Source organism: Marinovum sp. J2-8, from assembly GCF_055808435.1.
Genome location: NZ_JBVVRZ010000001.1, coordinates 563,523 through 576,143, shown reverse-complemented (window position 1 = coordinate 576,143; position 12,621 = coordinate 563,523). Strand labels below are relative to the sequence as shown.

The following is a 12,621-nucleotide window of genomic DNA, read 5'->3' as shown; positions in this document are numbered from 1 at the left end:
GATGCTTCCCCATTCCAACCCAGATCCCAAAGCGACATTTGTCGGCCGCGTCTGGCGGCCCGGCATCGGTCCGGCCCTGGTCACCCTGCGCGGCGAAACAATTGTCGATATCACCAACCCGGCTGCGCCCACCATGCGCGACCTGTTGGAACTGGACGATCCGGCGGCCCATGTGCACGCCACCACCGGCGAAGAAATTGCCACTCTGGCCGACCTCGTGGCCGCCTCGGACGATGGCGCGGGTGACGACAGCCTGCATTTCCTTGCGCCCGCCGATCTTCAGGCGATCAAGGCCTCTGGCGTGACCTTCGCCGAAAGCATGGTCGAACGCGTGATCGAGGAACAGGCCGCCGGCGACGCCGACCGCGCGCAACAGATCCGTGCCAAGGTCGGTGCCGTGATCGGTGACAGCCTGTCGGGCATCGAACCCGGTTCGGATCAGGCGATGCAGGTCAAATCGGTGTTGCTGAAAGAGGGGCTCTGGTCGCAATACCTTGAGGTTGGCATCGGCCCCGACGCCGAGATCTTCACCAAATCGCAACCCATGGCCGCTGTCGGCTGGGGTGCCTCCGTCGGCCTGCACCCGGTGTCGAACTGGAACAACCCGGAACCCGAAATCGTGCTGGCGGTCAATTCGCGTGGCGAAATCTGCGGCGCGACGCTGGGCAATGACGTCAACCTGCGCGATGTCGAGGGCCGTTCCGCCCTGCTGCTGGGCAAGGCCAAGGACAACAACGCCTCCTGTGCGATCGGTCCGTTTGTCCGCCTGTTTGATGACAGCTACGGTCTGGACGATGTGCGCCGCGCCGAGCTGAGCATGAAGGTCGAAGGCGAAGATGGTTTTGTCATGGATGGCGCTTCCTCCATGACCAAGATCAGCCGCGATCCGGCCTCGTTGGTCAGCCAGACAATCGGACGCCACCACCAATACCCCGACGGCTTCTTCCTGTTTCTTGGCACGATGTTCGCCCCGATCAAGGACCGCGACGCCCCGGGTCAGGGGTTTACCCATCATATCGGCGATGTGGTCACAATCACCGAACCCGCGCTTGGTGCCCTGAAAAACACGGTGCGGCTCTCTACTGAATGCGGCGAATGGACCTTTGGCAGCGCCGCTCTGATGCGAAATCTGGTTGGACGGGGGATGTTGTAATGGCTTCTTTTTTGGCGCTTGGCGAATGCATGGTTGAAATCGCCCCGGCAGAGGGGGACCTGTGTCGCCTTGGGTTTGCCGGTGATACCTTTAACACCGCCTGGTATGCCCGCCAGCTTTTGCCGCAGGATTGGACCGTCGGCTATGGCTCCTGCATTGGCGATGATGCCGTGTCGAACGAAATGGCCGCTTTCATCGAAAGCCACGGGGTCGACACCTCGGCCATGCGGCGGCTGGCGGACCGCACCGTCGGGCTCTACATGATTTCGCTTCAGGATGGCGAGCGCAGCTTCTCCTACTGGCGCGGGCAATCGGCGGCGCGGGCAATGGCAGAAGACCCGGCCTGGCTGGAACAGATCACCAAAGACCGTGACGTCATCCATTTTTCCGGCATTACGCTGGCGATTTTGCCCCCCGATCAGCGCCAGACCTTTTGCGATGTTCTGGCACGGGCACGGGCGGCGGGGGCAAAGATCGCCTTTGACACCAATCTGCGCCCCAAACTCTGGGGCAGCGAAGAGGCGATGCGCGCAGGCCTGACGCTGGGCGCTTCGGTGGCGGATGTGGTGCTGCCCTCTTTTGACGAAGAAACCGCGCTGTTTGGCGATGCGACCCCGGCAGACACCATCACCCGTTATCGCGATGGCGGTGCAACGCTGATCGCGGTCAAGGATGGCGGCAACCCCCTCACGGTCTGGAGCCAGGAAACCGGCACCACCACCCATCAACCGCAATCGGTGACCCCGGTCGACACCACCGCCGCCGGCGACAGCTTTGCCGCCGGTCTGCTGGCGTCGCTGGCCACCGGCCACAGCCTTGACGACGCGGCCGACCGCGCCATGGCACTGGCCGCTCAGGTCATTCAAGCGCGCGGCGCCCTGGTGCCGGAAATATTTGAAAAGGGAACGTTTTCATGAATGTACTAATCATTGGCGGTGGCGGCGTCGTCGGCCAAAGGCTGGCGCAGTCACTGGCCAACCGTGGCACCCTGCGCGGACAGGAAATTGCACAGATCACCCTGGCCGACATCGTTGATCCCGCGCCGGTCGCGGGCAATGTGCCGGTTGCGACCACCCGCTGTAACATCACCGACCCCGCGTCGGTGGCGGCCTGCATCACCGCAGACACCAATGTGATCTATCTTCTTGCGGCTGTGGTCTCGGCCCATGCGGAAGAAGAATTCGACGACGGCATGAACATCAACCTGTTCGGCCCGCTGAACGTGCTGCAACGCTGCCGCGAGCTGGGCACCAAACCGGTTGTGGTCTTCTCGTCCTCCATCGCGGTCTATGGCGGCGAAGTGCCGGACCCGATTGTCGATCACAGCTTCCTCAACCCGCAAACCTCTTATGGCGCGCAAAAGGCGATGGGCGAATTGCTGGTCAATGATTTCTCGCGCAAGGGGTTCATCGACGGGCGCGGCTTCCGCTTGCCGACAATTTCCGTGCGACCGGGCAAACCCAACCGCGCGGCGTCCTCCTTCATGTCGTCCATTTTGCGCGAACCGCTGAACGGACAAGAGGCGATCTGCCCGGTGGATGCCGATTTCCCGCATTACTATCTCAGCCTGCGCAAATGCGTGGAAAACCTGATCAAGGGCGCAGAGCTGCAAGCCGAAGATCTGGGCCAGAACCGTTGCATGATGATGCCGGGGCGGATGTGGACCATTGGCCAGTTGATCGAAGCGATGACCGCCGTGGCAGGCCCGGAACCGGCCAAGCTGATCCGCTGGGAGGCACAGCCCGACATTCAGGCCATCGTCAAAGGCTGGCGGTTTGATCTGCGCCCGGAAAAATCGCTGAAACTTGGCCTTAGCGCCGATGAAAGCTTTCAGGACAATATCCGCTACTATCTGGAAGACGACAAACCCGCCGCCTGATACGGCGCGGCCCCGGCCAATGTGCCGGGGCCTCACCTTAATTTCGAAAAACGCCTTCGCGCTTAGTTCACCGGCGTTTTCAACGCCTCACCGGCCAGAAACGCCGACACGTTGTCGCGCTGCAATTGGGCCATCGCCGCGCGGGTTTCATGTGTGCCAGAGCCCTGATGCGGCTGGATCACCACATTGGGCAGATCGTAAAACCGCTTGTCGATATCCGGCTCGTTCAGGAACACATCCAATCCCGCCCCGGCCAATTCACCGGCCTCCAGCGCATCCAGCATCGCGCCTTCGTCCACGGTCGAACCGCGCGAAATATTGACGATCACACCGCGCGGGCCCAATGCCGCGATCGCCTCTTTCGAGACATAGTTTTCGGTTTCCGGCCCGCCAACCAAGGCGATGAACAGAAAGTCGACCGCTCCCGCCAGGGACACGACATCCGCGTGATAGGTCCAGCCCGGGGTCTCTTTTTCCGACCGCGCGTGATAGTGGATTTCGGTCTTGAACGCCGCCAGACGATCGGCGATTTCGCGACCAATCCGGCCCAGACCGACAACGCCGACCTTTGCGCCGCTGACCTTGCGGTTCAAACGATAGGGGCTTTCCCCCGCCCATTTCCCGTCCCGCGCCCAGGCCGAGGCCTGCTCCATCTCGCGGCCCTGCATCAGCCACATGGCCACGGCAAGATCCGCCACATCATCGTTCAGAACGCCGGGTGTATTTGTCACCTTGATGTCGCGCGCGTCCGCGGCAACCACGTCGATGGCATCATATCCGACGCCATAATTCGCCACGACGCCCAGGTTCGGCAACAGGTCCATTTCGGCGGCGCCAAAGGGGTGATGGCCTTTGTATGCGACCGCGACAACGCCATCGCGTGTCGCCTGATCCAGGCCCGACACCGCGTCGGGACCATCCAGGAATACACACTCCAGCGCAGCACCATGTGCTTCAGCTTCGCTGGCGCTATACGGCCCGATGGCCAATACCTTGCTCATAAAACTCTCCCATTTTCGATGACGTGGACAGGGGCGCACGCGCCCGGCTTGTCCTGACATGCCACATCAGCCCGGAAAATGGTATACCAAAAATTTCCGCGCTGGGTCCAACGCCGCTCAGCCCGAGACACGCCCATGATACAGCCGCACCCGGATGCCGCCGTGATCCACCACCGGCCCCGCCGCAAGCCCCAGCCCCGTGGCCCGCGCCAGGCCCGCCTCACTGGTGACAATCCCGACGCGCCAACCCCGAAAGCGCTCTTTCAGAACCTTGCCAAAAGAACCGTAGAGCGCATATAGCAGCTTCTTGTTGCCAATACGCCCACCATAGGGCGGGTTGACCATGACCAACCCCTTTGGCCCCTCAGGCGGCGCCATGTCGCTGACGGCGTGATGGGCAAAGCTGCAACTTTCGGCGACGCCCGCTTGTTCGGCATTCTGCCGCGCCATTGCCACCGCCCCTTCGTTGCGGTCAGAGCCCTGAAATACGGGCATCGGCACGCGGCCCTTTGGGGCTTCGGCGCGCATCGCATCCCAGGCCGGACGGTCAAAGGTCGCCAGATTTTCAAAACCAAAGGCACGTGCACGCCCGGGGAAAAGCCCGGCGGCCATTTCCGCCGCTTCTATCACAAAGGTGCCGGACCCACACATCGGGTCCACCACAGGCATTGCACCGTCAAACCCGGCCGCCCGCAAAAACAGCGCCGCCAGATTTTCCCGCATCGGGGCCTTGCCCATCCCGGATTTCAAACCGCGCTTATGCAGCAACTCGCCCGAGGTATCGACGCTGAAAGTGCACAGATCATCCTCGATCCGCGCCCGCAGCACCATCTGCGCCTGGGGGCTGACCGTCAGCCCCGCCGCCGTCAGCGCGCCTTCGATCCGCTCTGCCGCCGCCTTGGCATGATAAATCCGCGATTTGCGACAGGTGACATCCACCTTGATCGGAATATCGGCCCGCAGCACCGCGCCCCATTCCATCTTGCGCGCCCGTTTGTCGAGCTGCGCCAGATGCATCACCCGAATTTCGCCAATCCGCGCCAACACGCGCGACGCGCCGCGGATCACCAGATTGGCGCGCCAGACATCGGGCCAGCCCCCCCGCAGCGTCGCGCCACCGGCCACACACAGCGGATTGGCAAAGCCGGCATCGCGCAGCTCGTCCCGCAGCAAGGGTTCCAACCCCGGCGCGCAGGCCAGAAAAATCTCGAATTCGGTGTCCATATCGGTGTCCCGGCCAATGAGTGACGCGATCACCCCGCCCATTGCGGAGTGTTCGCCTTATGCGCGCGCGCCTATTCCGGGTGTGTCGGGGCCTTTTTCGACGGGGCAAGATAGGGTCGGGTGACATCTTTCAACGTGACATCCAACGCCTCGACCGAGAGCCGGATCGCCCCGTCCCCCGCCAGGGTCAACACCAACACGCCGGTGCCGTCTTCGCCCGGTTCAAAGGTGACCGCAAGCAGCGACAGGACCGTGTCGGTCTCGGACCGGTCAATGCCTTGGCTCGCGACCTGCATCACGTCCTGCACCACCAGCAGCGATTGCACCCGCTCTGGCGTGCGCTTGCGTCTTTCGGCGGCGGGCAGATCCTCCCAGCGAAAGCGGTTGATCAGCAGCGCAAAGCGGCGTGCACGCGCCTGCCAGCGCATTTCGGTGATCGGAAACACCGCATCCTGCGCCAGCGCCGACAGAACCGTCAGATCCTCGGCATCCAGCGCCGCCAGATTAAGCGGCACCTCGCGGCCATCTTCGAATGTCGCGTCCTGTGACTTGGTCATTCGTCGGCCACCCGTTCGATATGGGCCCCCACCCCGCGCAGCTTGCGCACAAGGTTTTCATAGCCACGGTCCAGGTGATAGACCCGCGCGACCTTGGTTTCACCCTCAGCCGCCAGACCGGCCAGAATCAGGGACACGCTGGCGCGCAGATCGGTGGCCATCACCGGCGCACCCTTAAGCCGCGCGACCCCGCGCACCCGTGCCTGTCCGCCGTGCACCTCGATATCGGCACCCATGCGGATCAGTTCCGGGGCGTGCATGAACCGATTTTCAAAAATCGTCTCGTCCAGCACCGACTCGCCTTCGGCGGTACACATCAACGCCATCATTTGGGCCTGAAGGTCGGTCGGGAACCCGGGGAAGACCTCGGTCTTGACGTTCACCGCCCGCACCCGATCATTGCGCCGCGCAACCTTGAGCCCCTTTTCGGTTTCCTCAACCGAAATCCCGGCTTCGTCCAGCTTTTCGGCAAAAGCCGTCACCAGCTCCATGCGACCGCCCAGGCACTCGACCTCGCCGCCGGCAATGGCCGGTGCAATCATATAGGTGCCCAATTCGATCCGGTCGGTCACCACCGGATGGGTCGCCCCATGCAGCCGGTCCACCCCTTGGATCACGATCTCGGACGTGCCCTCGCCTTCGATCTGGGCGCCCATCTTGCGCAGGCACCGCACCAGATCAACGATCTCGGGTTCACGCGCGGCATTGCGCAGCACGGTTGTGCCCTTTGCCAGCGTCGCGGCCATCACGGTGTTTTCCGTGGCGCCCACACTGGCAAACCGCAGCTCATGCACCGCACCCTTCAACCCGCCGGGGGCCTTGGCGTGCAGATAGCCGTCTTTCAACTCGATTTCCGCGCCCATCGCCTCAAGCGCGGCAACATGCAGATCCATTGGCCGCGCGCCAATGGCGCAACCACCCGGCAGCGACACAATCGCCCGCCCCAGCCGCGCCAACATCGGCCCCAGCACCAGATTCGAGGCCCGCATCTTGCGCACGATGTCGTAATGCGCGGTGTCATTGTCGATATTATGGCTCGACATGGCGATCACCTGACCGTCCTGCAGGCTGGTGACCTCTGCACCCAGCGACTGCAACAGGCTGGTCATGGTCTTGATGTCCGACAACCGCGGCGCATTGGTCAGCGTCAGCGGTTCTTCGCTCAGCAAGGTGGCCGGCATCAACGTGAGACAGGCGTTTTTCGCCCCGGCAATCGGGATCTGCCCGCTCAGCGGGCCATTGCCCGTCACGATAATCGAATCCATGCCTGGTTATTCCTTCTGTTCGCTCTGGTCGGTCTGCTCATTGGACGCGGCTTTTGGCCCCGACCGGGCCCGGCTTTGCGCCTTGCGCCGTGCAAGATTGGCCTTCAATGCCGCTTTCAGCCGCGTTTCGCGGGCTTCATTGCGGGACTTTGGGCGATTTGCCTGGGTGTTGGTATCACGGGTCATGGCCCACTGGTAACCCAAGCGCGAAAAAGGGTCCAGATTGCGCTTGCACTAGCGCGCGATTGCGTCTAATCACCCGCCACGCTGCGGGGCATACTGCAGCATCCGGCGCTGCTGTAGCTCAGAGGTAGAGCACTCCCTTGGTAAGGGAGAGGTCGAGAGTTCGATTCTCTCCAGCAGCACCATCTTCCGACCCTGTCTGGCCCTTGATCCTGACCCACGCCAACCGCTGGTGGTGGCGCACAGGGCTGATCCACGCATCCCGATCCGGCTAATGATTTGCGAATGATCATGTCCTGACCGGCAAAATCATTCTGTCGGCCACAATGCTTGCCAACAGGGCGCTTTTGCCCTGCGTCCAAACATGCTGGATCATCTGTTAGTGGCGGGCTGTATTGGTGTTTGCGGCGCTGTCGGTTTGGCGATTCACATCCGCACCGTCGCCCAGCCGATCCCAAAACGGTTGCAGCATCGGCTTGTCATTGTCGCGCCGCCGGTACAGGCGAATTTCAATGTCGGTGGCATACCGCCCGTCCCCCGCAGGCACCAGCGTCCCGCTTTCCAATTCAGCGATACAGAAACGCGCAGGCAACCAGCCAAGACCGAATCCCTCAAGAATCAGCGCCTTGACCGAACTGGACAGCGCATTCTGGCTGACCAAAAGCGTCTTGGCCGCCCCGGCGTGGGTCGACAAAAGATCATCCACCATCGGCCGCAACACCGATGCCGACCCATAGGAAATCAGCGGCACGCGGGATTTTTCCGTATTGGGAAGACGAAAAACCGGCGCGCCATTTGCATCCGGTTTGGACAGGGGCACAAATTCATCCCGCGCCAGGGTGATGTAGTCAAACGTCTTTTGCGCCAGTGGCGCCAGAAAGCTCAGCGCCGGATGCCAATAACACAGCATCAGATCACAGCTGCCCTGCTGCAAGGCCGCAACGAATTTTTCGGCAGCCAGGCAACCGAGGCCAGTTCAACCTTCAACATGCCCTCATCGGCATGGGATTGAATATGACTGCCGTGATAGGTGGTATAAAGCGACTGACTGGCCGCGAGGCGCAGCACATTGGTGTCCTCCACCTCTGCCGCCTGACAGCGTTCGATGGTTTCTTCCAGAGTGCGCAACATCACCTGCGCCTGCCCCAGAAAAACCTCGCCCGCCGGGGTCAGGCTCAGCGGCAGGGTTTCGCGGTTGATCAGCTGCGCGCCAATCGCGGCCTCCAATGCGCGGATGCGACGGGAAAAGGCCGGCTGGCTGACATGGCGTTCCTCTGCCGCGCGCGAAAAGCTTTGCGATGCGGCCAGGCACAGGAAATCCCGAAGCCAGTTGAATTCCACGTCAGACGGCCTCTTGCAGCGTCACACCGGGCTCTGATCGCCCTTCTTCAACCGCGTGGCAAGCCACAATCGCCCCGTCCGGCTGTTGGAACGCTGCGGGTTTTTCCGCGCGACACCGGGCATTTGCCATCGGACAACGGGTCTGGAACGGACAGCCATCCGGCAGGTCGATCGGCGTCGGAATTTCGCCTTTCAGCCGGATATGGTTCGGGCTGTCGTCCTTCAATTGCGGCACCGCGGACAACAACGCCTTGGTATAGGGGTGTTTTGGCGCGGCAAACAGCGTGCGGGTATCGGCCACCTCACAGATCGAACCAAGGTAAAGCACCGCAACCTTGGTGCCGAAATGTTCCACCACGCTCAGATCATGGGTGATGAACAGATAGGTGATCCCGTGGTCTTCCTGCATTTGCAGCATCAGGTTCAGCACCTGCGCCTGGATCGACACATCCAGCGCCGAAATCGGCTCGTCTGCGACAATGAATTCCGGGTCAACCGTCAGCGCGCGCGCAATGGCAATCCGCTGGCGTTGTCCGCCCGACAATTCATGCGGATAGCGCGCGGTCCAGGCCGGATCAATGCCCACCGATTTCATCACACCGGTGATCTTGTCCCGAATATCGCCATTCGACAGTGTCGGATTGTGAAACTTTGTCGGTTCCTCCAGCGACTGACCAATGGTCATGCGCGGGTTGAGGCTGGCATAGGGGTTTTGAAACACCATCTGGATCTTCGATCGGATCGGCATCAGCGCCTTGCCGTGCAGCGTGTCGATCCGTTGGCCATCATAGTGTATTTCGCCGCCCGAAGGCGTCAGAAGATTGGCCACCATCCGCGCGACGGTGGATTTCCCACAGCCGGATTCGCCGACGACACAGACCGCCTCGCCGCGATTGACATCAAACGAGATGTTGTTGACCGCATGCACCGCACGGGTTTCGCGTCGAATGCGCCCGCCACGGAATCGCAGGCTTTCCAGAAAGCCGCTATCGACATCAAACCGCTTTTCCAGGTTTTCGATCCGCAAAAGCGGGCTGTCGGATTGTGTCTCGCTCATTGTGCGGCCTCCGCAGTGTTCAGATCGGCTTGCAGGCGCTGCACCTCGTGACAGGCGACCTGCACCTCGCCGAACTGGGTGATGTCAGGCATATTGGCACGACAAAGATCGGTGGCCAATTCACAGCGCGGATTGAACGGACATCCCGACGGCATCATCGACAGCGTCGGCATGGAACCGGGGATCTGGCGCAGGCGCGTGCCCGGTGGTGTCTGCTGTGGCAGCGCGTTGATCAGCCCTTGGGTATAGGGATGCTGGGGGTCGTTGATGATCGCACGGGTCTTGCCGGATTCGATGATCCGCCCGGCATACATCACCAACGTGCGCTCGGTGACCTGACTGACCACACCCAAATCATGGGTGATCAGCATCAGCCCCACCATGTTCGACCGGCAAAGTTCCAGCAGCAATTCCATGATGTCGGCCTGAATGGTCACATCCAGCGCGGTTGTCGGCTCATCCGCGATAATCAGCTGCGGATCCAGCAACAGCGCAATGGCAATCACGATCCGCTGGCGCATCCCGCCAGACAGTTCATGCGGATATTGATCCAGCCGCTCCTCGGGCGAAGGGATGTAGACGCCTTTGAGTTTGACCAGCGCAATCTGGCGCGCCTCGTCATAAGACAGGCGGCGATGGGCGCGCAGGGTTTCAATCATCTGCTGGCCAATGGTCAGCACCGGGTTCAACGTAACCATCGGATCCTGAAAGATCATCGCCATGCGATTGCCACGCAGCTTGCGCACCGCACGATCCGACATTTGCGTCACGTCCTGACCTTCAAACAGGATCTGGCCGCTGTCGATAAAACCCGGTTTCGACAACAGGTTCATCAGGGCAAAGCCGGTGATCGACTTGCCCGCACCGGATTCGCCCACCACACCAACGCGTTCGCCCTGGGCAATATCAAAGGAAATCCCGTGCAACGCGGTCACAGGTTCGTTGCGGGTGGCGAATTTGACGGTCAAATCCCGAACAGAGAGCAATGTCATGGGTCAGCCCCTATAGAGTTTCGGGTTAAGCACATCACGGATCCAATCGCCCAGAAGATTGATGACCAGCACCAACACCACCAGCACGACACCGGGGATCACGGTGATCCACCAAGAGCCCGACAGAATGTAATCGAATCCAGAGGAAATAAGCGAGCCCAGCGAAGGCTGACTTGGCGGCATACCAAGCCCCAGAAAGCTGAGCGAGGCTTCGGAAATGATCGCATTTGCCACCTGTACGGTGGAAATCACGAAAATCGGCGACATCGAATTGGGCAGGATATGGCGCAGCATGATCCGACCGGGACCAAAGCCCAGCACCCGGGCGCTGTCGACATATTCCTTCTTCTTCTCGGCCAGAACGGTGGCGCGCACGGTACGGGCATATTGCGGCCATTCCGCCACGCCGATGACAGCGATCAGAAAGACAACCGCATAGCGGCCAAACACCTCGGACCCGAACAGCGCCTGCGTCAGTGCCAGAAAGATGATGGCGACCATCAGCGTCGAAAACGAAAGCTGAATATCGGCCAGCCGCATCAGGATACTGTCGGTGCGCCCCCCGACATAGCCGGAAATCAACCCGATCGAAATGCCCAGCACCGCCTGCACCAGCACGGCACAGACGCCGATAATGATCGACAGCCGCGTGCCATAAAGGATCGTTGACCACAAATCGCGGCCCTGATCATCGGTGCCCAGCCAGAACTCAGGCAGCGACCCCGCCACCCAGCTGGGGGGATATTCGCTGTTCATGATGTCGATCTGCGCCGGATCATAGGGATTATAGGGCGCGATCAGCGGCGCGAAAAACGCCAACCCGGTGATGATCAGGAATATCGCCATCGACGCGATCGCCACCGGATTGCGGCGAAAGTTATAGCCGATCTTGCTGTCCCACACCGCCCGAAAACGCGATGGGCGTGGCGCGGCAATGACAGCGGGTTCTGCGGTTTGACCACTCATGCGCCCATCCTCGACAGTTTGACGGTGGGATTGACCAGACCATAGATCAGATCAACGATGGTATTGGTGATGACAAAGATAAACCCGACCACAATCAGATAGGCCACGATCAGGGGCGTATCGACCCGGTTCACCGCCTCCAGGAACATCGACCCCATGCCGGGCCAGCTGAACACGGTTTCGGTCAGAATGGTATAGGCCACCATGGTGCCGATCTGGACACCGCCGACGGTGATCACCGGCAGCATGGTGTTTTTCAACGCGTGGATGAAATAGATCCGCCAGGGCGCAATGCCCTTGGCACGGGCGAAACGCACATATTCGCTTTGCAGCACATCCATCATTTCGGCCCGGATCAGCCGCACAAACAGCGGCAACATGATCGACGACAGCGCGACAGAGGGCATGATGATATGCGCCCAGCCATCGGCAGACAGGAAATTGGTGTCCCAATAGCCAAACACATGCACCGTTTCGCCCCGGCCGAAGGATGGCATCCAGCCAAGCTCGACCGCAAAGAGATAGATCATCAGAATGGCGGTCAGAAAGACCGGAATGGAAATGCCGACAATCGACAGCGCCATGATCACCTTGCTGGCAATCGAATTGGGCCGGATCGCGGTATAAACCCCCAGCGGCACAGACAGGCCAACAATGATCAGCGTCGCGCCGAACACCAGCTCCATCGTGGCGGGAAACTTCTTCAGGATGACCTCAAGCGCGGGTTCCTTGAAGAAATACGACGTGCCAAGATCGCCCTGCAACGCATTGCCCAGGAATCGCATGTATTGCACCAAAAAGGGGTCGTTCAGCCCAAGGTCTTCGCGCAATTGCTGGCGCACTTCTTCGGACACCGATTGGCCCAGAAGCTCGCGCAGTGGATCGCCCAGATTGCCCTGAATGGCAAATCCGATCATGGAAATTGCCAGCATCACCGCAATGGCCTGCAAGATCCGTTTGACGAGATAAGCAAACATACCGCGTCGTCCCCCCTAGTGAATGC

General features: G+C 60.9%; 14 protein-coding genes and 1 tRNA gene. 4 read left to right on the top strand and 11 right to left on the bottom strand.

Translation table 11 applies throughout. From position 1 onward, the window contains the following. Position 1: 1 nt before the first annotated feature. From AC0L4F_RS02930 to denD, 3 genes are read left to right on the top strand one after another with little or no spacing between them, the layout of a single operon-like run. Complete coding sequence (locus tag AC0L4F_RS02930) at positions 2 to 1,153, top strand: fumarylacetoacetate hydrolase family protein (RefSeq protein WP_244685123.1); 1,152 nt, start codon at positions 2 to 4, stop codon at positions 1,151 to 1,153. Beyond that, the gene (locus tag AC0L4F_RS02925) at positions 1,153 to 2,070 is read left to right on the top strand and encodes a sugar kinase (RefSeq protein WP_244685120.1); all 918 of its coding nucleotides are present in this window, start codon (positions 1,153 to 1,155) and stop codon (positions 2,068 to 2,070) included. Before AC0L4F_RS02930 ends, AC0L4F_RS02925 begins: the two co-directional genes overlap by 1 nt. After that, on the top strand, positions 2,067 to 3,032 hold the full coding sequence (gene denD / locus AC0L4F_RS02920) for a D-erythronate dehydrogenase (protein ID WP_244685117.1): 966 nt from the start codon (positions 2,067 to 2,069) through the stop codon (positions 3,030 to 3,032). The genes AC0L4F_RS02925 and denD overlap by 4 nt, the downstream gene beginning before the upstream one ends. Before the next feature lie 62 nt (positions 3,033 to 3,094). On the opposite strand, the gene AC0L4F_RS02915 is transcribed toward denD, so the two are convergent. The 5 genes from AC0L4F_RS02915 to AC0L4F_RS02895 form a co-directional block, all read right to left on the bottom strand. Continuing rightward, on the bottom strand, positions 3,095 to 4,033 hold the full coding sequence (locus tag AC0L4F_RS02915; RefSeq protein ID WP_244685114.1) for a 2-hydroxyacid dehydrogenase: 939 nt from the start codon (positions 4,031 to 4,033) through the stop codon (positions 3,095 to 3,097). A gap of 117 nt (positions 4,034 to 4,150) precedes the next feature. Continuing rightward, a complete protein-coding gene (locus AC0L4F_RS02910; RefSeq protein WP_244685112.1) occupies positions 4,151 to 5,257 on the bottom strand; it encodes a THUMP domain-containing class I SAM-dependent RNA methyltransferase in 1,107 nt (368 codons plus the stop codon). 71 nt (positions 5,258 to 5,328) lie between these two features. Then, positions 5,329 to 5,814, bottom strand: coding sequence for a DUF2948 family protein (locus AC0L4F_RS02905; RefSeq protein WP_244685109.1), 486 nt, complete (start codon positions 5,812 to 5,814; stop codon positions 5,329 to 5,331). Continuing rightward, positions 5,811 to 7,079, bottom strand: coding sequence for a UDP-N-acetylglucosamine 1-carboxyvinyltransferase (murA, locus tag AC0L4F_RS02900; protein WP_244685107.1), 1,269 nt, complete (start codon positions 7,077 to 7,079; stop codon positions 5,811 to 5,813). The genes AC0L4F_RS02905 and murA overlap by 4 nt, the downstream gene beginning before the upstream one ends. 6 nt (positions 7,080 to 7,085) lie before the next feature. Then, positions 7,086 to 7,265 (bottom strand): hypothetical protein, encoded by a 180-nt coding sequence (locus AC0L4F_RS02895; protein WP_244685105.1) that lies wholly within the window; start codon positions 7,263 to 7,265, stop codon positions 7,086 to 7,088. 107 nt (positions 7,266 to 7,372) lie between these two features. Between AC0L4F_RS02895 and AC0L4F_RS02890 the strand changes: the two genes are divergently transcribed. Continuing rightward, positions 7,373 to 7,447, top strand: a tRNA-Thr gene (locus tag AC0L4F_RS02890). 194 nt (positions 7,448 to 7,641) lie between these two features. Here AC0L4F_RS02890 and AC0L4F_RS02885 read toward each other — a convergent pair. The 6 genes from AC0L4F_RS02885 to AC0L4F_RS02860 are packed head-to-tail and all read right to left on the bottom strand — an operon-like array spanning position 7,642 to position 12,595. Then, the gene (locus tag AC0L4F_RS02885; RefSeq protein ID WP_244685103.1) at positions 7,642 to 8,172 is read right to left on the bottom strand and encodes a LysR substrate-binding domain-containing protein; all 531 of its coding nucleotides are present in this window, start codon (positions 8,170 to 8,172) and stop codon (positions 7,642 to 7,644) included. Further along, on the bottom strand, positions 8,172 to 8,603 hold the full coding sequence (locus AC0L4F_RS02880; RefSeq protein ID WP_244685101.1) for a LysR family transcriptional regulator: 432 nt from the start codon (positions 8,601 to 8,603) through the stop codon (positions 8,172 to 8,174). Before AC0L4F_RS02880 ends, AC0L4F_RS02885 begins: the two co-directional genes overlap by 1 nt. A gap of 1 nt (position 8,604) precedes the next feature. Next, on the bottom strand, positions 8,605 to 9,660 hold the full coding sequence (locus tag AC0L4F_RS02875; RefSeq protein ID WP_244685092.1) for an ABC transporter ATP-binding protein: 1,056 nt from the start codon (positions 9,658 to 9,660) through the stop codon (positions 8,605 to 8,607). Then, a complete protein-coding gene (locus AC0L4F_RS02870) occupies positions 9,657 to 10,652 on the bottom strand; it encodes an ABC transporter ATP-binding protein (RefSeq protein WP_244685090.1) in 996 nt (331 codons plus the stop codon). The genes AC0L4F_RS02875 and AC0L4F_RS02870 overlap by 4 nt, the downstream gene beginning before the upstream one ends. Before the next feature lie 3 nt (positions 10,653 to 10,655). Continuing rightward, positions 10,656 to 11,618, bottom strand: a complete 963-nt coding sequence (locus AC0L4F_RS02865; protein WP_244685088.1) for an ABC transporter permease — start codon at positions 11,616 to 11,618, stop codon at positions 10,656 to 10,658. Next, complete coding sequence (locus AC0L4F_RS02860) at positions 11,615 to 12,595, bottom strand: ABC transporter permease (protein ID WP_244685086.1); 981 nt, start codon at positions 12,593 to 12,595, stop codon at positions 11,615 to 11,617. Before AC0L4F_RS02860 ends, AC0L4F_RS02865 begins: the two co-directional genes overlap by 4 nt. Positions 12,596 to 12,621: the final 26 nt, after the last annotated feature.

Bases quoted from the DNA above. Each gene is read 5' to 3' on its own strand.
- AC0L4F_RS02905 (WP_244685109.1), bottom strand. From the start codon at position 5,814: ATGACCAAGTCACAGGACGCGACATTCGAAGATGGCCGCGAGGTGCCG.
- AC0L4F_RS02865 (WP_244685088.1), bottom strand. From the start codon at position 11,618: ATGAGTGGTCAAACCGCAGAACCCGCTGTCATTGCCGCGCCACGCCCA.
- AC0L4F_RS02870 (WP_244685090.1), bottom strand. From the start codon at position 10,652: ATGACATTGCTCTCTGTTCGGGATTTGACCGTCAAATTCGCCACCCGC.
- AC0L4F_RS02885 (WP_244685103.1), bottom strand. From the start codon at position 8,172: ATGCTGTGTTATTGGCATCCGGCGCTGAGCTTTCTGGCGCCACTGGCG.
- AC0L4F_RS02910 (WP_244685112.1), bottom strand. From the start codon at position 5,257: ATGGACACCGAATTCGAGATTTTTCTGGCCTGCGCGCCGGGGTTGGAA.
- AC0L4F_RS02895 (WP_244685105.1), bottom strand. From the start codon at position 7,265: ATGACCCGTGATACCAACACCCAGGCAAATCGCCCAAAGTCCCGCAAT.
- AC0L4F_RS02930 (WP_244685123.1), top strand. From the start codon at position 2: ATGCTTCCCCATTCCAACCCAGATCCCAAAGCGACATTTGTCGGCCGC.
- murA (WP_244685107.1), bottom strand. From the start codon at position 7,079: ATGGATTCGATTATCGTGACGGGCAATGGCCCGCTGAGCGGGCAGATC.
- AC0L4F_RS02915 (WP_244685114.1), bottom strand. From the start codon at position 4,033: ATGAGCAAGGTATTGGCCATCGGGCCGTATAGCGCCAGCGAAGCTGAA.
- AC0L4F_RS02875 (WP_244685092.1), bottom strand. From the start codon at position 9,660: ATGAGCGAGACACAATCCGACAGCCCGCTTTTGCGGATCGAAAACCTG.
- AC0L4F_RS02925 (WP_244685120.1), top strand. From the start codon at position 1,153: ATGGCTTCTTTTTTGGCGCTTGGCGAATGCATGGTTGAAATCGCCCCG.
- denD (WP_244685117.1), top strand. From the start codon at position 2,067: ATGAATGTACTAATCATTGGCGGTGGCGGCGTCGTCGGCCAAAGGCTG.
- AC0L4F_RS02860 (WP_244685086.1), bottom strand. From the start codon at position 12,595: ATGTTTGCTTATCTCGTCAAACGGATCTTGCAGGCCATTGCGGTGATG.